At 68.8% G+C, this 21,165-nt stretch carries 22 protein-coding genes; 12 read left to right on the top strand and 10 right to left on the bottom strand.

The window, feature by feature from the left end; genetic code table 11:
* Positions 1-151: 151 nt before the first annotated feature.
* Positions 152-628: an Lrp/AsnC family transcriptional regulator gene (locus AC07Y4_RS16425; RefSeq protein ID WP_062478228.1), complete on the top strand. Its 477-nt coding sequence runs from the start codon at positions 152-154 to the stop codon at positions 626-628.
* Positions 629-712: 84 nt separating this feature from the next.
* Here the strand turns inward: AC07Y4_RS16425 and AC07Y4_RS16420 are convergent, their stop codons facing one another.
* The 4 genes from AC07Y4_RS16420 to AC07Y4_RS16405 form a co-directional block, all read right to left on the bottom strand.
* Positions 713-1,072, bottom strand: a complete 360-nt coding sequence (locus AC07Y4_RS16420; protein WP_062478225.1) for a hypothetical protein — start codon at positions 1,070-1,072, stop codon at positions 713-715.
* Positions 1,073-1,172: 100 nt separating this feature from the next.
* Positions 1,173-1,562 (bottom strand): roadblock/LC7 domain-containing protein, encoded by a 390-nt coding sequence (locus AC07Y4_RS16415; protein ID WP_139700765.1) that lies wholly within the window; start codon positions 1,560-1,562, stop codon positions 1,173-1,175.
* Positions 1,559-2,101: a GTP-binding protein gene (locus AC07Y4_RS16410; protein ID WP_487847617.1), complete on the bottom strand. Its 543-nt coding sequence runs from the start codon at positions 2,099-2,101 to the stop codon at positions 1,559-1,561. The genes AC07Y4_RS16415 and AC07Y4_RS16410 overlap by 4 nt, the downstream gene beginning before the upstream one ends.
* A gap of 13 nt (positions 2,102-2,114) precedes the next feature.
* A complete protein-coding gene (locus AC07Y4_RS16405; RefSeq protein ID WP_487847618.1) occupies positions 2,115-2,759 on the bottom strand; it encodes a hypothetical protein in 645 nt (214 codons plus the stop codon).
* A 179-nt stretch (positions 2,760-2,938) separates the two neighbouring features.
* Between AC07Y4_RS16405 and AC07Y4_RS16400 the strand changes: the two genes are divergently transcribed.
* From AC07Y4_RS16400 to AC07Y4_RS16385, 4 genes are all read left to right on the top strand, one after another.
* Positions 2,939-3,661 (top strand): hypothetical protein, encoded by a 723-nt coding sequence (locus AC07Y4_RS16400; RefSeq protein WP_487847619.1) that lies wholly within the window; start codon positions 2,939-2,941, stop codon positions 3,659-3,661.
* Between the two features lie 80 nt (positions 3,662-3,741).
* Entirely contained in the window at positions 3,742-4,500 is a 759-nt protein-coding gene (locus AC07Y4_RS16395) for a basic amino acid ABC transporter substrate-binding protein (RefSeq protein ID WP_062479619.1), read from the top strand.
* Between the two features lie 93 nt (positions 4,501-4,593).
* Positions 4,594-5,364 carry an amino acid ABC transporter permease gene (locus AC07Y4_RS16390; protein ID WP_307582189.1) on the top strand — a complete coding sequence of 257 codons (771 nt, stop codon included), beginning with the start codon at positions 4,594-4,596 and terminating at the stop codon, positions 5,362-5,364.
* Positions 5,365-5,394: 30 nt separating this feature from the next.
* Positions 5,395-7,020, top strand: coding sequence for an MFS transporter (locus AC07Y4_RS16385; RefSeq protein WP_095950483.1), 1,626 nt, complete (start codon positions 5,395-5,397; stop codon positions 7,018-7,020).
* A gap of 9 nt (positions 7,021-7,029) precedes the next feature.
* On the opposite strand, the gene AC07Y4_RS16380 is transcribed toward AC07Y4_RS16385, so the two are convergent.
* From AC07Y4_RS16380 to AC07Y4_RS16355, 6 genes are read right to left on the bottom strand one after another with little or no spacing between them, the layout of a single operon-like run.
* Positions 7,030-7,353, bottom strand: coding sequence for a cytochrome C oxidase subunit IV family protein (locus AC07Y4_RS16380; RefSeq protein WP_095747775.1), 324 nt, complete (start codon positions 7,351-7,353; stop codon positions 7,030-7,032).
* A gap of 11 nt (positions 7,354-7,364) precedes the next feature.
* On the bottom strand, positions 7,365-8,057 hold the full coding sequence (locus AC07Y4_RS16375) for a heme-copper oxidase subunit III family protein (RefSeq protein WP_487847620.1): 693 nt from the start codon (positions 8,055-8,057) through the stop codon (positions 7,365-7,367).
* A gap of 11 nt (positions 8,058-8,068) precedes the next feature.
* Complete coding sequence (locus AC07Y4_RS16370; RefSeq protein ID WP_307637684.1) at positions 8,069-8,686, bottom strand: cytochrome c oxidase subunit 3 family protein; 618 nt, start codon at positions 8,684-8,686, stop codon at positions 8,069-8,071.
* A complete protein-coding gene (ctaD, locus tag AC07Y4_RS16365; RefSeq protein ID WP_487847621.1) occupies positions 8,683-10,470 on the bottom strand; it encodes a cytochrome c oxidase subunit I in 1,788 nt (595 codons plus the stop codon). Before ctaD ends, AC07Y4_RS16370 begins: the two co-directional genes overlap by 4 nt.
* On the bottom strand, positions 10,467-11,636 hold the full coding sequence (locus AC07Y4_RS16360; protein ID WP_487847622.1) for a cytochrome c oxidase subunit II: 1,170 nt from the start codon (positions 11,634-11,636) through the stop codon (positions 10,467-10,469). Before AC07Y4_RS16360 ends, ctaD begins: the two co-directional genes overlap by 4 nt.
* A gap of 57 nt (positions 11,637-11,693) precedes the next feature.
* On the bottom strand, positions 11,694-12,209 hold the full coding sequence (locus AC07Y4_RS16355) for a hypothetical protein (protein ID WP_062479635.1): 516 nt from the start codon (positions 12,207-12,209) through the stop codon (positions 11,694-11,696).
* Between the two features lie 270 nt (positions 12,210-12,479).
* On the opposite strand from AC07Y4_RS16355, the gene AC07Y4_RS16350 reads away from it, so the two are divergent.
* The 7 genes from AC07Y4_RS16350 to AC07Y4_RS16320 all read left to right on the top strand — a co-directional run bounded on the left by AC07Y4_RS16350 (position 12,480) and on the right by AC07Y4_RS16320 (position 21,146).
* The gene (locus AC07Y4_RS16350) at positions 12,480-15,011 is read left to right on the top strand and encodes an autotransporter family protein (RefSeq protein WP_487847623.1); all 2,532 of its coding nucleotides are present in this window, start codon (positions 12,480-12,482) and stop codon (positions 15,009-15,011) included.
* A 170-nt stretch (positions 15,012-15,181) separates the two neighbouring features.
* Entirely contained in the window at positions 15,182-16,003 is an 822-nt protein-coding gene (locus AC07Y4_RS16345; protein WP_307695222.1) for a creatininase family protein, read from the top strand.
* Between the two features lie 14 nt (positions 16,004-16,017).
* A complete protein-coding gene (locus AC07Y4_RS16340) occupies positions 16,018-16,827 on the top strand; it encodes an ABC transporter ATP-binding protein (RefSeq protein WP_062479639.1) in 810 nt (269 codons plus the stop codon).
* Positions 16,805-17,692 carry an ABC transporter permease gene (locus AC07Y4_RS16335; RefSeq protein ID WP_487847624.1) on the top strand — a complete coding sequence of 296 codons (888 nt, stop codon included), beginning with the start codon at positions 16,805-16,807 and terminating at the stop codon, positions 17,690-17,692. Before AC07Y4_RS16340 ends, AC07Y4_RS16335 begins: the two co-directional genes overlap by 23 nt.
* Positions 17,682-19,061 carry an FAD-binding oxidoreductase gene (locus tag AC07Y4_RS16330; protein WP_487847625.1) on the top strand — a complete coding sequence of 460 codons (1,380 nt, stop codon included), beginning with the start codon at positions 17,682-17,684 and terminating at the stop codon, positions 19,059-19,061. The genes AC07Y4_RS16335 and AC07Y4_RS16330 overlap by 11 nt, the downstream gene beginning before the upstream one ends.
* A gap of 57 nt (positions 19,062-19,118) precedes the next feature.
* Positions 19,119-20,147 carry an ABC transporter substrate-binding protein gene (locus tag AC07Y4_RS16325; protein ID WP_487847626.1) on the top strand — a complete coding sequence of 343 codons (1,029 nt, stop codon included), beginning with the start codon at positions 19,119-19,121 and terminating at the stop codon, positions 20,145-20,147.
* A gap of 405 nt (positions 20,148-20,552) precedes the next feature.
* Positions 20,553-21,146, top strand: coding sequence for an NAD(P)H-dependent oxidoreductase (locus AC07Y4_RS16320; protein ID WP_062479647.1), 594 nt, complete (start codon positions 20,553-20,555; stop codon positions 21,144-21,146).
* The last annotated feature ends 19 nt before the right edge of the window (positions 21,147-21,165 follow it).

Genomic DNA, 21,165 nt, shown 5'->3' with positions numbered 1-21,165 from the left:
GTGGGCCTGGCTGAATTGGCGGTGGGTCTGTGCCCGGTAGGGCGCAAGCCCATGGTGACGCAAAGTGTATGCCGGGGTCCGCGACAGGTGTTTGCGTTTTTTGCTTCGAAAAAACGACTTTCAGAAAGAATCTTGCTTAACATCCACCCCTATGGAAAGCATTGACAAGTTCGACCTCGCTATCCTGCAAGAACTGCAGACCGATGGCCGCCTCACGAACGCCGAGTTGGCGCAGCGCGTGGGCCTGTCGGCGGCGCCTTGCTGGCGCCGCGTGCGGGCGCTGGAAGATGCCGGCTTCATCAAGGGCTACCGCGCCGAGATCGACCGCCACAAGATCGGGCTGGGCGTGCTCGCCTTCGTGCGCGTGGACACCGAGCGCGTCACCCACGAAGCCACGCGCAAGCTCGAAGACGCGATCCGCAAGATGCCCGAGGTGGTGGCCTGCCACTACATCAGCGGCACCGGCACCTTCGAGCTGCAGGTGGTGGCGCAGGACCTGAACGGCTTCTCGGCCTTCGCGCGGCAGAACCTCATGAACCTGCCGAACGTGAAAGACCTGCACACCAGCTTCTCGCTGGGCGAGGTGAAGGCCAACAGCGCGCTGCCGCTGGGGCACCTGGCGAAGTAGCCGCCCCTTGAAAAAGAAAAGGGCCGCCTCCCGCGAGGGAGCCGGCCCGTCCATCCACCCGAGGGCGGTGCACCTTCTATCTGGTTAGAAGGTGATGTCCTTCTCGACGTCCTGCAGCTTGCGGCGGGCCAGCGCCAGGTTCGACTTCGCCTTGTCGAGCACGAAGTAGATGAACACGCCTTCCTTCTGCGCCATCGGACGCAGCAGGTGGTACTGCTTGCCCAGCGTGATCAGGATGTCTTCGATGGTGTCGCTCAGGCCCAGCGCGCGCATCGTCTTGAGCTTGGCGCGCATCACTTCGGTGTTGCCGGCGGCGGCCACTTCGAGGTCCACGCCGGAGCCGGCGGCGCCCAGCATCATGCCGCTGGCGGAATCGACCACGGCAGCGCACAGGGCGCCGTCGGCGGTCAGGAGGGTGTCGAGGCTGGTCTGGATCGAGGCCATGTCAGTAAATCCTGTGAGTGAAATTCATGCGAATGAAAAAAGAGGGTGGAGACGTCGCATGCCAATCCGTCCCCGCCCGTGAATTCGTGTTGGATGAAACCTAGGGCTGCGGCGCCTCGAGCGCCCGCACGCAGGCCGCCGTGCGGTACATCGCCTGCGCGAGCACCGCGTCGGCGTCGGCGATGACGTTCACGACCAGCGAGGTCTCGCCGCTGTGCACCGGGCTGACGAGCGCAAAGCCGTTGTCGGTCGCGACCGTGATGCAGGTGCAGCGGCCCAGGCGCGCCTCCTGCGACACCACCGCGCCGATGGCGGCGATCGAGCTGGCCATGGCGGCGATGCGTGCGGGCTCGACGTCGCGCCGCGCGACGCTGGCGATCTCGAAGCCATCGGGCGTGGCGATCACCACCGAGGCGATGCCCGTGACCTCGTCGAGCACGCGGCGGGCCTCGACTGCGGCGCGCAGCTTCAGGGCGTGGGGGATCTTCATGGCGCGGCCTCCTCGTCGAGCACTTCGATCTGCATCAACAGCGTCTCGATCAGTGCGACCACATCGTCCTTGCGGCGCGGGTCGACCGCCAGCAGCGGCAGCACCAGCCCGCGCGCCGCCAGCGCCTGCGCGTAGTCGTCCAGCGTGGGGGTGGGGTGCGACGGCAGGCGGCTCACGCCCACGGCGCAGGGCATGCGCTCGAGCGCGCCGGCGAAGCCGCCCAGGTACTGGGCCAGGTCGGCCATCGGGTCGGGCCGGCTGTTGTCCAGCAGGATCGCCAAGCCCAACGCATCGCGCACCAGGATCTTCCACATGAAGTCGAAGCGGCTCTGGCCCGGCGTGCCGTACAGGCGCAGCCGGTCGCCGTTGTCCAGCGTCACCTGGCCGAAGTCGAGCCCCACCGTGGTGGTGGCCTTGGCGACCGAGGTGTCGGCGTTGGCGACCTCGGTGGCGATCGGCGCGGTCTCGCTGATGGCCGCGATGGCCGTGGTCTTGCCCACGCCCATCGGGCCCGTGAAGACGAGCTTGAAGTCCCTCATGCCGGCGCCCTGCTCAGGCCAGCCCGAGGCGTCGGCGGATGCGCGAGAGCAACCCCCGCTTGTGCTGCGCGGCCTCGCCGCCGGCGCCGGCCCCCGAGGGGCGCGGCGCGCGGGCTTCCTCCGACCAGGTCAGCGCGCCTTCTTCCTCCAGCAGGCCGAGGAAGGTGCTGCACTCCTGCACGTCGATGCGGCCCAGCACGCTCAGGCTTTCGGCCGATTGCGCGCTCTTGGACAGCGCGGCCGCCAGCCGCACGTAGATCGGATGGCGCTGCAGGGTCACCTGCGAGGGCCAGCGGATCAGCGAGGCGCGTGCGCGGATCGAGCGCACCATGGCGCGCGCCGCGTCGCCCGAGGCCCCGCTGGGCGCGACCTGGTTGAGCAGCGCGACCAGTTCTTCCGCGTAGATGGGGCGCGCCAGCGTGCGACGCGCGGGCGCAGCGGCCACGGCCTCGCCGCGCGCCACCATCGGCACCACGAAGCGCGCGGACGGCGTCTGCCGCTCGGCGGCGGGCGCATCGCCGTCCACCAGCAACAGGTCGCAGGGCTGCGACTCGCTGACCGTCCACAACGACCGGAGATTGGAGCTGAGGCGAACGATGATCCGCAGGAGCTCGACCTCGACCTGAGGGAGCCCCATGACGCCCAAAACCAATGGCATACCTTCTTCCCTGAGCAATTGTTCTTAATAGTTCCTTATTGTTATATGTGTTAACTAATTGATGCGTTGTGTATCGAGTCGATGCCCAAATTTGGACACGCACCGAGAAGTAACGCACACGCTGGGAGCGCCGAGCCGGTGGCGCGGCCCTTCGCGAGCCCTCTGGGACACTGGGGCCCATGAATTCCGAAGAAGCTGGCCCACGGGCCCTGTCGCACCTGCACACCCTGGGCCTGCTGACCGACGCCGAACACGCGCAGGCGCTCGCGCACCCCGACCTGCCGGACACGCCGCTGCGCACCCCGAGCGAAGCGCTGGGCTGGGCGGCCGCCAAGGGCATCGTCGCGCCGGAGTCACTGCCCGGCCTGCGCGCCCGCGCCGCCCCCGGCGCGCAAGACGAGGCGCATCGCACCGTCGCGAACGCGGTGGCCATGGTCAGCGGCCAGGCGCCGGCCTGGGTGCTGTTCGAGATCAGCCTCATGGCGAACCGCCTGGAAGACGGCGTGACCGAGAGCGCCCTCGATCAACTGCAGGCGCTGCAGCTGGTCGACCCCGCGCAGCACGCACAGGCCCTCAGCCTGCTGCCCGCACAGGAACCCGAATGGGCGGCGCCCGCCTCGCCGGCCGCCACGCTCGCCTGGGCCGTGCGCACCGGCGTGCTGACGCCGGCGCAGCTGCAGGCGCTTGCATCGCCGATGTCCGCGGTCTCGCCGGAAGGCCGGCAGGTCGTGGCCGATGCGCTCGTCCGCACGGAACGCAGCAGCGGCGGCCACACGAAGACCGTGCGCACCCACAGCGTGACGTGGAGTTCCACGGGCGCCTCCGGCTCGCCCCGCGCCGGCAAGGTGATCGCCGTCGTGGCCGTGGTGGCCGTCGCGCTCTACTTCCTGTTCGCCCGGTAGGCGGCAAGGGGGCCCGATAGCGACCGCCTAAAATGCTCGCCCACCGCTTCCCGCCGGGCGGCAAGACACAAGGACCCCGAATGAACTCTCTACGCCGTGCCCTGGCCCTCGGCCTCGCTGCCGCCACGCTCGCCTTCGGTGCCCAGGCCCAGAACCGCGAACTCACCGTGGCCTCCAGCGCCACCTACGCGCCGTTTGCCTTCGAAAACAAGGACAAGCAGATCGTCGGCTTCGACATCGACATCATCAACGCCATCGCCAAGCAGCAGGGCCTGAAGATCAAGATCGTCAACACGCCCTTCACCGGCATCTTCGGCGCGCTGAACAACGGCGACGTCGACCTCGTGATCTCGGGCGTCACCATCAACGAGAAGCGCAAGCAGAGCTACGACTTCACGCCGCCGTACTTCGCGGCACGCCAGCTCATCGCGCTGCCGAAGAACAGTACCGTGGCCTCGCTGAAGGACCTCACGGGCAAGAAGATCGCCGTGGTCAGCGCCTCCACCGCCGACGACATCGCCTCGCGCGAGTTCGGCAAGACCAGCCCCAACATCCGCCGCTTCGAGAGCACGCCGCTCATCATTTCCGAGCTGGCCGGCGGCGGCGTCGATGCCGCCATGGGTGACAACGGCGTGATCGCCTACCGCGTGGCGCAGCACCCCGAGCTGAAGACGCTGGACGACAAGTCCTTCCCCGAAGAGGGCTTCGGCATCGTCGTGAAGAAGGGCGACAAGGCGCTGCTCGACAAGCTGTCGGCCGGCCTGGCGGCCATCCGCGCCGACGGCAGCTACGTGACGATCTACAAGAAGTGGTTCAACAAGGACCCCAACGTGCGCTGAGCCGCACGGCAATTTCCTGAACACGGCCGCCCTCACGCGGCCGTTTCGTTTTTCCGCTGACCGACAGATAGACAGAGAGTTGAGGACGCAAGCATGGAACAACCAGTGCTGCTTTTCGGATGGTTCCGCTGGGACATCCTCGTGGAATACAAGGACCTGTTCTGGCAGGGCGCCTGGATGACGCTGCGCATGACCGTGGTCTGCGTGCTGCTGGGCGCGAGCTGGGGCCTGTGCCTGGCGCTGGCGCGGCTGGCGCAGGCGCGCCACGCGCCGTGGACCTGGCTCACGCGCGTGTTCCTGCGCTGGCCCGCCACGGTGTATGTGAGCTTCTTCCGGGGCACGCCGCTGTTCGTGCAGATCCTGCTCATCCACTTCGCGGTGATGCCGGTGTTCATCCACCCGAGCACGGGCATCCTGATCGACGGCGAGCTGGCGCGCACGCTCAAGCAGGAGCACGGCGCCCTCATCTCCGGCGTGGTTGCGCTCACGCTGAACTCGGCGGCCTACATCTCCGAAGTGTTCCGCGCCGGCATCCAGTCGATCTCGCGCGGGCAGTTCGACGCCGGCCGCTCGCTGGGCCTGAGCCCGGCGCAGGTGATGCGCTACGTGGTGCTGCCGCAGGCCTTTCGCCGCATGCTGCCACCGCTGGGCAACAACGCGATCGCGCTGCTCAAGGACACCTCGCTGGTGTCGGCCATCGGCCTGGCCGAGCTGGCCTACGCCGCGCGCACCGTGGCCGGCGCCTATGCGCGCTACTGGGAGCCGTACCTGGCGATCTCGGTGGTGTACTGGGTGATGACGCTGGTGCTGACCACGCTGCTGCGCCGGCTGGAACACCGTCTCGCACGCAGCGACCGGGGCTAGGCGCGCCGCCTCGCGCCACAATAGCGCGACATGCCGCCCATATCCCCCGAAGAGACACCCCTCCCGCCGGCCCGGCCGCAGCCCTCGAACCTCGCGGCGCTCGAGCCCCTGAAGCTCCCCGTGTTCCGCATGCTGTGGAGCACCTGGCTCATCGCCAACATCTGCATGTGGATGAACGATGTGGCGGCGGCGTGGATGATGACCTCGCTGACCACCTCGCCGATCTGGGTCGCGCTGGTGCAGTCGGCCTCCACCCTGCCGGTGTTCCTGCTCGGTCTTCCGAGCGGCGCGCTGGCCGACATCCTGGACCGCCGGCGCTGGCTGGTGGCCACGCAGTTCTGGCTGGCCGGCACCGCCGTGGTGCTGTGCGCCGCCATCGCGCTCGACGTGATGACCGCGCCGCTCCTGCTGGCGCTCACCTTCGCCAACGGCATCGGGCTGGCGCTGCGCTGGCCGGTGTTCTCGGCCATCGTGCCCGAGCTGGTGCCGCGCCAACAGCTGCCGGCGGCGCTGGGGCTGAACGGCATCGCCATGAACGCCTCGCGCATCGTCGGCCCGCTCACGGCCGGCATGCTGATCGCGAGCGCGGGCAGCGTCTGGGTGTTCGCGCTCAACGCGGTGCTGTCGGTGGCCTCGGGCTTCGTGGTGCTGCGCTGGCGCCGCGAGCACACGCCCAACCCGCTGGGACGCGAGAAGCTCATCAGCGCGATGCGCGTGGGCGTGCAGTTCGTGCGCCAGTCGCAGCGCATGCGGGCGGTGCTCACGCGCGTGTCGCTGTTCTTCTTCCATTCGACGGCGCTGCTGGCGCTGTTGCCGCTGCTGGCACGCAACCTCCAGGGCGGCGGCGCCGGCACCTTCACGCTGCTGCTGGCCGCCATGGGCACGGGCGCGATCATCGCGGTGCTCTTCCTGCCGCGGCTGCGCCAGGCGCTCGGGCGCGACCAGCTGGTGCTGCGCGGCGCCATGCTGCAGTCGGCCGCCACGGCCGTGATGGCCGTGGCGCCCAACGCCTGGGTCGCGGTGCCGGCGATGTTCTTCGGCGGCATGGCGTGGATCACGGTGGCCAATTCGCTGTCGGTGTCGGCCCAGCTGGCGCTGCCCGACTGGGTGCGCGCGCGCGGCATGTCGACCTACCAGATGGCGATCATGGGCGCGAGCGCGATCGGCGCGGCGCTGTGGGGCCAGGTGGCCACCGTCACGTCGCTGAAGCTGAGCCTGGCCATCGCCGCCGTGAGCGGCACGCTGCTGATGCTGGCGGCCATGCGCTGGGTGACCGACGTGAGCGGCGAAGACGACGTGCGCCCCGCCCAGGCCGGCTGGGCCACCGGCCCGCCGGCCGAGGCGCCGCAGGAAGACGGCCGCGTGGTGATCACGGTCGAGTACCTGATCGACCCGTCGCGCGCCGCGGCCTTCCACCTCGTGATGCAGCAGACCCGGCGCGCGCGCCTGGGCCAGGGCGCCATCGGCTGGGAGCTGCTGCACGACATCGCGCAGCCCGAGCGCTACGTGGAGCAGATCGTCGACGAGTCGTGGACCGACCACCTGCGCCGCTTCAACCGCGCCACCGCCGCCGACATGGCGCTGCGCGAGCGCCGGCTGGCGTTCCACCTGGGCGAGTCGCCGCCGGTGATCACGCGCTTCGTGGTGCGGCGCTGAGCAGGGCCGTCAGCGGAAGAACGCCAGCCGCGCGAGGAAGGTGTGGTCGGCCTCCGCCGCCATCAGTCCGACCAGCACCAAGAGGCACAGCGGCGGCAGCAGGATGGCGTAGACCAGCGCCATCCGCTCCCACGCCATGTGCATGAAGACCGCGACGATGAGCCCGGCCTTCAGCAGCATGAAGACGATGATCAGGCCCCAGCGCAGGTAGCCCTGCACATGGAAGTAGTCGACCATGTACGACATCGCGCTGAGCACGAACAGGAGCCCCCAGATCTTCAGGTACAGGCCGATTGGGTGCTGCTGGCCAGTGGTGGCGTGGGTGGTGTTCATGATGATGGTCCTCACCAGAGATAGAACAGCGCGAAGATGAAGACCCACACCAGGTCGACGAAGTGCCAGTACAGGCCCACGATCTCGACCACCTGGTAGTTGCCGGCCTTGTCGTAGTCGCCGCGAATGAGCTTGAAGGCCACGGCGAACAGCAGCACCACGCCGGCCGACACGTGCAGTCCGTGGAAGCCCGTGATCATGAAGAAGGCCGCGCCGAACTGCGCCGCGCCCATCGGGTTGCCCCAGGGCCGCACGCCCTCCTCGAGGATCAGCTTGGACCACTCGAAGGCCTGCATGCCCACGAAGAGTTCGCCGAAGGTGGCGGTCACGAGCATCAGCGTGGCGGCATTCACGCGGTCGCCGCGGTAGGCGAAGTTGACCGCCATCGCCATCGTGCCGCTGCTGCTGATGAGCACGAAGGTCATGATCGCGATCAGCAAAAGCGGCACGTCGGCCCCGCCCACGTGCAGCGCGAACACCTCGCTCGGATTCGGCCAGGCCACGGTGGTCGAGACACGCACCGTCATGTAGCCCGTGAGGAAGCAGCTGAAGATGAAGATGTCGCTCAGCAGGAAGATCCACATCATGGCCTTGCCCCATGAGACGTGGAAGGCCTGACGGTCGGACGACCAGTCGGCCACAAGGCCGCGCCAGCCGCTCGCGGCGACGGCGGAGCCGGTGAGGGTTGCGGTGCTGGAGTTCATGCGAAGCCTCCTCACGCCGTGCCGCAGAGGACGCGCGCCACCTCCGGCGTCACCCACCCCAGCAGCGCGAACAGCGCCAGCCACACGGCCAGCATGAAGTGCCAGTAGCGCGCGCACAGCGCGATGCGCCATCCGGCCCGGGCGGGGTCGGCCCACGCGACGCGCGCCGCCATCGCCCACCCGACCAGCCCGCCCGCCAGGTGCAGCCCGTGCATGGCGGTCAGCAGGTAGAAGAAGCTGCCCGACGGGTTGCCGGCCGGCAGCACCTGCGCGTGCGCCATCGCGGCCCAGGCCCACAGCTGCACGCCGAGGAAGCCCACGGCGCACAGGCCGCCGGCCAGCAGCAGGCGGCGCATGCGCGCCGGGTCCACGCGGCGCGAAGCGGCTTCCAGCGCCACGCTGCCCGCCGCCAGCAGCGCCGAGCTGAGCCACAGCTGCCACGGCAGCGCGAGCGCGACCGCGTCGCCGCTGCTCATGCGCATCACGTAGGCCACGGTGAACAGGGAGAACAGCGCGGTGACCACGCCCATGAAGACCCACAGGCCGATGCCCGCGGCGCTGGCGTGCGCGTCGCGCAGCCGCACATCGCGGGGCAGGCCGCGCAGGCGCAGGGCGGCGTCCGCGTTCATGCCGGTGCTCCGCGCGCGCCGCTCACCGGCACGTCATCCTTGTCGTCGCCCGCCTGCGGCGGCGCGTTCTGCGCGATGAAGTCTTCCGCCGCGCCCGGCACGCCGTAGGCGTAGGCCCAGCGGTAGGCCACGGGCAGCCGCGGCCCCCAGTTGCCGTGGCCGGGCGGCGTCTCGGGCGTCTGCCATTCGAGCGAGGCGGCGCGCCACGGGTTGGCGCCGGCCGGCCGGCCGCGCCAGGCGCTCCAGGCCAGGTTGACGATGAAGAGCAGCTGCGCCGCGCCGACCACCAACGCGACCACGGTGATGAATTCATTCAGGCTGAAGGCCGACGGCGGAATGAACTTGTAGCCGTCGAAGTTGTAGTAACGCCGCGGCATGCCCAGCACGCCCAGGTAGTGCATGGGAAAGTAGATCGCGTAGGTGCCCAGGAAGGTGATCCAGAAATGCAGCCGGCCGAGCCGGTCGTCCAGCATGCGCCCGGTGATCTTGGGGAACCAGTGGTAGATGCCGCCGAACACCACCAACAGCGGCGCCACGCCCATCACCATGTGGAAGTGCGCCACCACGAAGTAGGTGCCCGACAGCGGGATGTCCACGCTCACGTTGCCCAGGAACAGGCCCGTGAGCCCGCCGATGACGAAGGTGCACACGAAGGCCAGCGCGAACAGCATCGGCACCGACAGGTGGATGTCGCCGCGCCACAGCGTGAGCAGCCAGTTGTAGACCTTGATCGCCGTGGGCACCGCGATGACCAGCGTGGTGGTGGCGAAGAAGAAGCCGAAGTACGGGTTCATGCCGCTCACGAACATGTGGTGCGCCCACACCACCACGCTGAGCCCGCCGATGGCCACGATGGCCCACACCATCGTGCGGTAGCCGAAGATGCGCTTGCGCGCGTGCACGCTGATGAGGTCCGACACGATGCCGAAGGCCGGCAGCGCCACGATGTAGACCTCGGGGTGGCCGAAGAACCAGAACAGGTGCTGGAACAGCAGCGGGCTGCCGCCCTTGTGGCCCGACAGCTGTCCCATCGACACCAGCGCCGGCATGAAGAAGCTGGTGCCCACCGTGCGGTCCAGCAGCAGCATCACGCCGCTGACGAACAGCGCCGGAAAACCCAGCAGCGCCAGCACCGTGGCCACGAAGATGCCCCACACCGTGAGCGGCATGCGCAGCAGCGTCATGCCCCGGCAGCGCGCCTGCAGCACGGTGGTCGCGTAGTTCAGGCCGCCCATGGTGGTGGCCACGATGAAGATCAGCAGCGACACCAGCATCAGCACGATGCCACCGCCGTGGCCCGGCGTGCCGGGCAGGATCGACTGCGGCGGGTACAGCGTCCAGCCCGCGCCCGTGGGGCCGCCCGCGACGAAGAAGCTCGCCATCAGCACCACCACCGACAGCAGGTAGACCCAGAAGCTCAGCATGTTGAGGTAGGGGAACACCATGTCGCGCGCCCCCACCATGAGCGGGATCAGGTAGTTGCCGAAGCCGCCCAGGAACAGCGCCGTGAGCAGGTAGATCACCATGATCATCCCGTGCATGGTCACGAACTGGTAGTAGCGCTCGGCGTTGATGAACTCGAACTGGCCGGGAAACCCGAGCTGCAGCCGCATGAGGTTGGACAGCACCAGGCCGACCACGCCGACCGCGATGGCGGTGCAGGCGTACTGCACGGCGATCACCTTGTGGTCCTGGCTCCAGACGTAGCGGCGCAGGAAGCCCTGCGGCGCCGGGTGGCCGGCGTCGTCGTGCTCGTCGTCTTGAGTGAGCGCAGAAGAAGTCATCGCGCGGCCTTCTGTTCGGTGGCAGCCTGCGCCGGCGGGCTGCCCAGACTCTGGATGTAGGCCACCAGCGCGGCCAGCTCCTCGTCGCTCAGGTCGATCTTCGGCATCACCGGCGGGAAGCCCTTCACGTGGCGCGCCTGCGGGTCGCGGATGAAGCTGCGCAGGTAGGCCTCGTCGACCAGCGCGGTGCTGCCGTCGGCCATCGACTCGGTCTTGCCGTACAGGCCCTTCCAGGTCGGCCCCACGCGTGTGCTGCCGTCGATGGTGTGGCAGGCCACGCAGCCCTTGGCGTCAGCCAGCGCGCGGCCCTGGTCGACGCGGCCGCCACCGCCGGCCGGTGCCTGGGCAGCCTGTGTCGCCTTGGCCGCCTGTGCCAGCTGCATCGCGCCGAAGGTCGGCAGCGCCGTGCGCCAGGCGTCGTAGGCCGCCGCGTCCTCCACCACCACGAAGCCGCGCATGTTCGGATGGCCCACGCCGCACAGCTGCGCGCACAGCGCCTCGTAGCGGCCCGCGACGGTGGGCGTGAACCAGAAGCGGCTGACCTGCCCCGGCACGATGTTCATGCGGGCGCGGATGGGTGGCACGAAGAAGTCGTGCAGCACGTCGTGGGAGCGCATCAGCACCAGCACCGGCTGGCCGATCGGCAGGTGCACCTCGTCGCCGGGAACCAGCAGGTCGTCCAGCCCCGCCGCGTCGGCCGGGTCGAGCCCGAAGGGGTTGGTGGCGCTGACGAAGCGCGCGTCGGTCGCGCCCAGCTTGCCGTCCGCGCCCGGCAGGCGAAAGCGCCACTGCCACTGCTGGCCCAGCACCTCGAGCACGAGCGCGTCATGCGGCGTGCGCACGTAGTTTGCGTACACCACGAGGCCGGGCGCCAGCAGCGCCATGATGCCGACGGTGGTGCCGCCGATGAGCCAGCGCTCCAGCGTGCGGCTCTCGGGCGCATGCGGCGCCACGCGGCGCCCCTCGCGGTGGCGAAAGCGCACCACGGTGTAGGCGAGGAACAGGTTGATGACGACGAAGAACAGGCCCGTGATGAGCAGCGTGATGGTCAGCGTGTCGTCCATGCGCTGCCAGTTGGAGGCCAGCGGCGTCGTCCACCACGGATTGACGGCGTGGAACGCCACCGAGGCCACCACGATGAGCAACAGGACGACGGCGATGGTCATGTGCTGCGCTCCCTGGGGTGGCCATCGTGGGTTCCGGGAGTCGCATGCGCGGCGGCTTCAGCGGATCGCCGGGATCCGCGGCTCTTCGCCCTCGAAGCGGGCCTCGGGGTGCGTGGCCTCCAGCATCGCCTCGACCTCGCGCACGCGCGACGGCGGCAGGTCGACCATCAACAGGACCTGGCCCTGCGCGATGGCGCTTTCGAAGCGCGCCAGCCGCGGGCTCGGGATCGACACGCCGACCATGGTGGCCGACCACGCGCCCACCACGCCGCCCAGCAGCGCCAGGCCCACGGCCACGGCCCATTCGGGCTCGTCGCCGAACACCGGGAACAGCAGCGCGGCCAGCAGCCCGACGACCACCCCGCAGGCGGTGCCGAGCACCCAGCCGGTCTTGGCGGCGTGAACGAGGTCGGAGGTCTGCCAGACGTTGGCCGCATGGAGCCCGGCCATGTCCTGGCCTTCGCGTGCGGCGAAATGCAGGTGCGCGATGTCGACACGCGCCTGCAGCAGATCGTGCATCGCCTGCCTGGCACTCGCCAGGTCCGGCAACAGCCAATAGATGCGTCTTTTCACGGCGCCTCCTTTCCGTCTTGCGACGAGCAAGAGACCATGCTTGAGTTATAGGCTCAACAAGGGCCGCATTCAAGTCGGCGCGCCATCGGGACCGACCCGGTGAGTACGGAAGTTCGTCGGTTTCCAGAAGGGCAATTGCACTGAATAATCCGCCGCTCCAGGCCCCCACGGCCTCATGAAAAACAAGAAGGAGCAGACGACATGCGCATGGAGCGAGGCCCCCGGTTTCCATTTTCCCGCCGTCACCCGGCATCCCCCCTTCCCTGGCTCGTGACCGCCCTTGCAGGGCTCGCAGGCGGCGCCGCGCACGCGGCCTGCGGCCCCACCGCCACGCCGGTCACCGGCGACACGGTGGTCTGCGACGGCAGCACGACCGTATCGCCCAGCGTGATCGCCACGCCGGGCAGCACCGGCGTCACCATCACCGTGAACAGCGGCGCCACGCTGACCACCAACGCCACGCAGGCGCTGCTGGTGCGCGATGCGAGCACCATCACCAACAACGGCACGATCACGGTGTCGGGCGGCTCGGGCTCGGCGCGCGCGGCGATGGTCGCCACGGGCAACGACAACACGCTGACCAACAACGGCAGCCTGCGCACCACGAGCAGCGGCACCTCCGGCATTCTGGTGACGTCGAACAGCAGCACGCGCACCCTCATCACCAACAACGGCAGCATCGTCACCACGGGCGGCAGCTCGCACGGTATCTCTTTGCTGGGCCCGGGCAACACGGTGATCAACAACGGCAGCATCTCGGCCATCGGCAGCTCGGCCAAGGGCGTGTACCTGCAGGGCGGCAACCTCGTGGCCAACCTGCTGGTGAACACCGGCAGCATCGCCACCACGGGCGCCAACTCGCCGTCGGGCGGCGCCGACGCGGTGCATGCGAACACGCTGGGCGGCACCTTCTTCTCGCGCGTGGAGAACCGGGCCGGCGCCACGCTCTCGAGCGCCAACGGCTACGGCTACCGCGGCCAGAACGGCAACGACGTGCTGGTCAACGCCGGCACCATCGAAGGCCACGGCGGCACCGCCAGCACCGACGCGATCTACATGGGCGCGCTCGGCAACGGCACGCTGATCCTGCAGACCGGCTCGGTCATCAAGGGCGGCGCCGACGGCGGCGTCGGCAAGACGGCCAGCACCTTTCTCGAAGGCAGCGGCACGGTCGACAACGCCTTCCGCAACTTCCAGCACCTGACGATGCGCGGCACCGCGTGGTCGTGGCAGACCGACGCGAGCTTCTCGGATTCGATCCGCGTCGAGTCCGGCCGCTTCACCCTGCCCGCCACGCTGACCAGCCCGGTCATCACCGTGTTGCCCGGCACCACCGTGGCCGGCACCGGCACCTTCGCGGGCAACGTCACCAACCAGGGCACGCTGCTGCCTGGCCCGAACGACGGCGTCGGCTTCGGCGCCTTCACGGTGCGCGGCAGCTACGTGGGCGGCAGCGGCGCACTGCTGCAGGTCAACACCGTGCTGGCGGGCGACAACGCACCCTCGGACAAGCTGGTGATCGACGGCGGCGCGGCCACGGGGTCCACCGGCCTGCGCGTGGTGAACCGCGGCGGCCTGGGCGCGCCCACGCTGGCCGACGGCATCCTGGTGGTGCAGGCCGTCAACGGCGGCACCACGGCCGAGCAGGCGTTCTCGCTGACCCAGGCGGTGGAGGCCGGCGCCTACAACTACCGGCTGTTCCGCGGCGGCGCGACGGGCGGCAACCGCGACAACTGGTACCTGCGCAACAACGGCTACCTCGTGGGCGGCACCGTGGTCGGCTCGCTGGAAGAAGCCGCCGAGGTGATCGCCGAGACCGGCGCGCCGGCGACGGTGGAGCAGGTCAAGCTCTACCGGCCCGAGGTACCCCTGTACAGCGCCCTGCCGATCGCCGTGCGCCGCCTCGGGCTGGCGCAGCTGGGCACCTTCCACGACCGGCAGGGCGACGCCCAGCTGCTCGCGGACGGTGAAGGCCGGCAGGCCTCGTGGGGCCGCGTGTTCGGCGAAAGCACGCGCCAGCGCCTGCGCGGCGATGCCAATCCGCAGTTCGACGGCAGCGTGAGCGGCCTGCAGCTGGGCCACGACTTCCTGGCGACCACCGACAGTGCGGGCGGGCGCCACCGCGTCGGCGTGCTGGGCGGCTACACGCGGGCCAGCGGCCACGCGAGCGGCGTGGCCGGCGGCGCCACCAACGAGGCGGCCGGCCGGCTCACCGTCGAGGGCTACAGCCTGGGTGCCTACTGGACCCGCATCGCGAGCAGCGGCTGGTACAGCGACGCCGTGCTGCTGGCCACGCGCTACAAGGCCGACGCACGCTCCACCTTGGGGCGCGGCGGCCGCCCGCATGGCACCAGCGTGACCGCATCGCTCGAGGCCGGTTACCCGCTGGCGCTGAGCGACACCGTGACGCTGCAGCCGCAGGTGCAGCTCATCTGGCAGCGCAGCTCGCTCGACGACTTCGACGACGGCCTCTCGACCGTGCGCTTCCAGCGCGACAACGCCGTCACCGGCCGGCTCGGCGCGCGGCTCGAAGGCCGCTTCGAGGCGGGCGGCGGCGTCTGGAAGCCCTACCTGAAGCTCAACCTGTGGCACACCTTCAGCGGCAGCAACGCGATCTACTTCGGGCCGAGCGACCGGGTCGTGAACCGCCGCAACGCGAGCGCCCTCGAAGTGGGCGGCGGCATCGTCGGGCAGGTGAACCGGACGCTGTCGGTCTACGGCGGCCTGGCCTACACCAGCGCTATCGGCATCACCGAGCAGACCGGCGTGCAGGGGCAACTGGGGCTGCGCATGCGCTGGTGACCCCGGGGCGCCGGGTGCCCGGACGGCTCGACTTTTGACCGTCCGTGCAAATTTGATGGCATGCGGTTTGCTTGATAAATATCAACGGGTATCCACGGATAGCCAGTCTTTTTTGACCGTATGGATAATTTAGCCCATCATCCCGTCCGCCCGCCACGAGGTACACCCCGATGAATCACCCCCCCTTGCGCAGCCGCTTCTGGTCCGACCTGACCAGTGAAGAGTTCTCCCGCCTCGACCGCGAACGGCTGATCGCCGTGCTGCCGGTGGGGGCGACCGAACAGCACGGCCCCCATTTGCCGATGTCGACCGACACCGCCACCATCGACGGCATGGTGCGCGCCAGCCTGCCCTACCTGCCCGACGACCTGCCGGTGCTGTTCCTGCCCACCGTGCCCTACGGCAAGAGCAACGAGCACTCGCGCTACCCGGGCACGCTCACGGTGTCGGCCAACACGCTGATCTCGCTGTGGAAGGACGTCGGCGCCTGCGTCGCCAAGGCCGGCGTGCGCAAGCTGGTGCTCTACAACAGCCACGGCGGCCAGATGAGCGTCATGGACATCGTGGCGCGCGACCTGCGCGAAGAGCACGACATGATGGTCGTGGCCGCCAACTGGTACACGCTGGGCCTGCCCGAAGGCCTGTTCACCGCGCACGAAGGCAAGCACGGCATCCATGCCGGCGACCTCGAGAGCTCGGTGATGCTGCACCTCACGCCCGACTACGTGCGCAAGGATCAATTCCAGAACTTCGGCTCCATGACCGAGCAGCTGGCGGCCGAGAACAAGTTCCTGTCGATCACGCCCAGCGGCAAGCTCGGCTGGCAGATGCACGACATCAACCCCGCCGGTGCCGCCGGCGACGCCACCCGCGCCAGCGCCGAGAAGGGCGCGGCGGTGCTCGACCACGTGGGCCGGCGCTTCGTCGAGCTGCTGCACGAGATCGACCGCTTCCCGCTCTCGCGCCTGGCCAACGTTCCGGCCTGGCGCTGACGCCAAGGAGTCCCATGGAAAGCACCACGCCATCCACGCCGCCTCTGGTCCGCCTGCGCAACGTCGGCAAGCGCTTTGCCAACGGCACGCTCGCCCTGCAGGGCATGACGCTCGACATCGGCGAGCACGACTTCGTCAGCTTCCTGGGCCCCTCGGGCTGCGGCAAGAGCACCGCGCTGCGGCTGATCGCCGGGCTCACCCGCATCAGCTCGGGCGACATGCAATGGTCGGGCGCCAACACCGGCAGCGCGAAGGACAGCAAGAGCGACCGCGACCTGGGCTTCGTGTTCCAGGAGCCCACGCTCATGCCCTGGACCAAGGTGTTCGACAACGTCTGGCTGCCGCTCAAGCTGGCGGGCATGAGCCGCGACGAAGCCGCGCCGGTGGTGCAGCACGTGCTGGAGCTGGTCGGCCTCTCGCGCTTTGCCGACGTGTACCCGCGCGAGCTCTCGGGCGGCATGAAGATGCGCGTGTCGATCGCGCGCGCGCTGGTCACGCACCCGCGCCTGCTGCTCATGGACGAGCCCTTTGCCGCGCTCGACGAAATGACGCGCATCAAGCTCAACAACGACCTCCTGGCCATCTGGCGCGAGCACCGCTTCTCGATCGTGTTCGTCACGCACAGCGTGTACGAGTCGGTCTACCTGTCGAACCGCATCGTCGTGATGGCGGCGCGCCCGGGCCGCGTGATCGACGAGATCGCCATCGACGAGCCCTACCCGCGCGGCGAAGCCTTCCGCACCTCCAGCCGCTACAACGCGCATTGCACGGCTGTTTCGCAATCTCTGCACGGAGCGCTCCATGGCCTCGACATCGACCATTGAAACCGTGATGCCCCTCGACACCACCAACGAAGCCACGCCGTCCGCCGAGACGCTGCGCGCGCACGAAGACAAGCTGCGCCGGCGCGAGGCGACGCTGCGCATCGTCGTGCCGGCCGTCATCGTCGCCGCGCTGCTGCTGGTGTGGGAATGGATGGTGCGCGCCAACGACATCCCGCACTACATCCTGCCCGCGCCCTCGCTCATCCTGCGCACGCTGTTCGACAACTGGGGTTCGCTCTCGGGCGCGCTGTGGTTCACGGTGAAGCTCACGCTCCTGGCGCTGGGCGCCGCCATCGTCGGCGGCGTGCTGCTGGCGATTGCGTTCGCGCTGTTCAAGTGGGTGGAAATCGGCCTCTTCCCGATCGCCGTGATCCTGCAGGTGACGCCGATCATCGCGATCGCGCCGCTGATCCTGATCTACGTGTCGAGCACCACCGCGGCGCTGTTGCTGTGCGCGTGGATCGTGGCCTTCTTCCCCATCCTGTCGAACACCGTCATCGGGCTGAAGAGCGCCGACAGCAACCTGCGCGACCTGTTCCAGCTGTACAAGGCCTCGCCCTGGCAGACCTTCCGCTACCTGCTGGCACCCAGCGCGCTGCCGTACTTCATGGCGGGCCTGAAGATCGCCGGCGGCCTGAGCCTGATCGGCGCGGTGGTGGCCGAGTTCACGGCCGGCACGGCGGGCAAGGAAACGGGGCTGGCCTCGCGCATCCTCGAGTCGAGCTTCCGCACCGAGATCCCGATGATGTTCGCGGCGCTGCTGCTGGTGTCGTTGCTGGGCATCGTGATCTTCATCGTGTTCGCCGCCCTGTCGCGGCTGGTGCTCGGCCACTGGCACGAGAGCGAGATGCGCCGTGAACGCTAGAACCCCGCTGTCCACCGTCGACTGGGACGCCGTGCGCGAGGACCTGCGCGGCCTGAACGTGATCGCCACGCCCAGCCAGCGCAAGCAGCTGTCGAAGGACTTCTACTGGTACAGCCCGATCCTCACGGCGCAGCTCGCGGGCTGCGTGGCCGACCTCGTGGTCAAGGTCAGCACCGAGGACGACGTGCGCCAGGTCGCGGCCGTGGCCGCCAAGTGGAAACTGCCGCTCACCGTGCGCGCCGGCGGCACCGGCAACTACGGCCAGTGCGTGCCGCTCGAAGGCGGGCTCGTGCTCGACGTGACGCAGATGTGCCGCGTGCTCGACCTGGCCGACGGCCGCATCCGCGTCGAGGCCGGTGCGCGCATGCACGACATCGACCTGGCCGCGCGCGAGACCGGGCAGGCGCTGCGCATGTGGCCCTCGACCTGGCACGTGGCCAGCATCGGTGGCTTCATCGCGGGCGGCTTCGGCGGCATCGGCTCGTTTCGCCACGGCATCCTGCGCGACCCCGGCAACCTGCTGCGCGCGCGCGTGATGACGGTGGAGCGCGAGCCGCGCGTCATCGAGCTGGTGGGCGACGAGATCCAGCAGGTGCACCATGCCTACGGTACCAACGGCGTGATCCTCGACGTCGAAGTGGCGCTGAGCCCGGCGGTCGACTGGGTGCACTGCACGGCGCTGTTCGACACCTACCGCGGCGCGCTCGACTTCGGCATTGCCGCGCAGGCGCCCTCGCTGGACATCTTCCTGCTGTCGACCGTGGAAGCGCGCTTCTCGCCCTACTACACGGCCATGGGCGATCGCTTTCCGCCCGACCGGCACGCGGTGTTCACCATGGTCTCGCCCGACTCGATGGCCGAATTCCGCGCGCTCGCGGCGGCGCACGGCGGCACCCTGTCGGTGGCCGGCACCGAGGCCGAACTGCAGGCCGAGGGCCTGCCGCCGGCCTACGAGTGCGCCTTCAACCACACGACGCTGCAGGCGCTGAAGGCCGACCGCAGCTGGACCTACCTGCAGGTGGCCTACGCCCAGCCCTTCGACCCGGCCGTGGTCGAGCGCCACATGCAGATCTTCGGCGACGACGTGCTGCAGCACCAGGACTTCGCGCGCGCCAACGGCCAGTGCGGCACCTTCGGCATCCTGCTCGTGCGCTGGAAAGGCGAGGCCCACCAGTACGAGGTGATGCGCGAGATCGAGTCGCAGGGCGGCGCGCAGATCTTCAACCCGCACGTCTTCACCATCGAGGACGGCGGCATGAAGACCATCGACACGCAGCAGATCGAGTTCAAGAAGCGCAGCGACCCGATGGGCCTGATGAACCCCGGCAAGACGCGCGGCTGGACGCCCGACATGGCCGTCGAGCGCTGAGAAACAATTAGTCTTCGCATCCCGTCCCCACCCCAACCTCCACAGGAGTCCGTCCCCATGCGCATCCCCGCTTTCTCTCTTCGGCCGCTGGCCTTCGGCCTGGCCCTCGCAGGCGCCGCCTTCGCCGCGCACGCTCAGGAAAAAGTGGTGTTCGCCACCAACTGGAAGGCGCAGGCCGGCCACGGCGGCTTCTACCAGGCGCTGGTGGACGGCACCTACAAGAAGTACGGGCTCGACGTGGAAATCATGCAGGGCGGCCCGATGGTCAACAACCGGCCCATGCTGCCGGCCGGCAAGGTCGACTTCCTCATGACCGGCAACCTGCTGCAGTCCTTCGACAACGTGAAGAACGGCGTGCCCACCGTGGTGGTCGCCGCCATCTTCCAGAAAGACCCGCAGGCCATGTTCGCCCACCCGGGCCAGGGCTACGACACCTTCAAGGACATGACCAAGGCGCCCGTGGCCTTCATCGGCAAGGACGGCCAGTTCAGCTTCTGGCAGTGGATGAAGTCGGAGCACGGCTTCAAGGACGCGCAGCTCAAGCCCTACACCTTCAACGTGGGCCCGTTCCTGGCCGACAAGAAATCGATCCAGCAGGGCTACGCCATCTCGGAGCCGCTGTCGATCAAGGCCCAGGCCGGCTTCGACCCGGTGGTGCACCTCCTGGCCGACCACGGCTTCTCGACCTACGCCACCACCATCGAGACCCGCGCCGACCTCATCAAGACCAAGCCCGAGACGGTGCGCAAGTTCATCGAGGCCTCGATCGTCGGCTGGAACAACTACCTGTACGGCGACAACAAGGCCGCCAACGAGCTCATCGCCAAGACCAACCCCGACGCCACGCCGGCCGCGCTGCAGGGCTCCATCGATCTCATCAAGAAGATGGGCATCATCGACAGCGGCGACTCGCTCACCAAGGGCATCGGCGCCATGGACGAGGCGCGCGTGAAGGACTTCTACGACAAGATGGTCAAGGCCGGCCTGTACAAGCCGGGCGAGATCGACCTGTCGAAGGTCGCGACCACGCAGTTCGTCAACAAGGGCGTCGGTGTCGACATCCGCAAGAAGCTCACCGGCAAGTAATTCGCTTCGTTTTTTCCCGTGGGTCGCGCGGGGCTTGCGCCGGGGTCAGATGCCGGCGCCTGGGTTGCCATAAGGCACGCGCGGCCTTTTATCCCTGGGCTCTGACCCCGTCTCGCCGAAAGGATCTGTTTTCACTCAAGCGCCCTCGCGAAGCCCTGTTGCGCGGTGCAGTGCAAGGCGCCCTGAGCGCCGTGTAGCACCGCTACACAAGCGAAGGGCAACGCCGCAATGCGCCGCGCAACAGGGCTTCCCTCCGGGCTGGCCCCGCCATACGGCGTCTGCTTTGTCGGCCGGCTTGACCATGGATGACCATGGCCTGCGCCGCCCTTCGCGCATCCACCGCATGGCGGGGCCAGCGCGAGGGCGCTTGAGTGAAAACAGATCCTGTGCGAACCGGCCCGAACCATGAAAACGCTCGTCGTCCATTGCCATCCGAACCCTGACAGCTTCAACCACGCGCTGTACCGCACCGCCCTCGAGGCCCTCACGCCGCGACATCCCGTCAAGGCCATCGACCTGTACGCCGAGGGCTTCGACCCGACGCTGACACGCGAAGAGCGCATCGCCTACCTCGACAACCCCGAACTGATCCGCGAACGCGTGAAACCCCACGTCGAAGCGCTGCTGTGGGCCGAGCACCTGGTGTTCGTCTACCCCACCTGGTTCCATGGACCGCCGTCCATGCTCAAGGGCTGGCTCGAGCGCGTGTGGCTGCCGGGCGTGGCCTTCCTGCCCGCCGAGCGCAAGGGACAGCTCGCCAAGTCGGGCATGCGGCACATCCGCCGGCTGACGGTGGTGACCACCGGCGGTTCGCCGCGCTGGTTCGTGATGGCCATCGGCGACCCGGGGCGGCGGCTGTTCACGCGCGCGCTGCGGGCGCTGTTCGCATGGCGCTGCAAGGTGACGTGGCTGCAGCTGCACGACATGAACGCCGTCACCGACCGCGACCGCACCCATTTCATCGCGCGCGTGGCGCGCACGCTGCACAACATCCAGTAGACACGCAGGGAGACACACA

The sequence above is a fragment of the Variovorax sp. GW460-12-1-14-LB1 genome (assembly GCF_059423605.1).
This window is presented reverse-complemented; position numbering and strand designations above follow the sequence as displayed.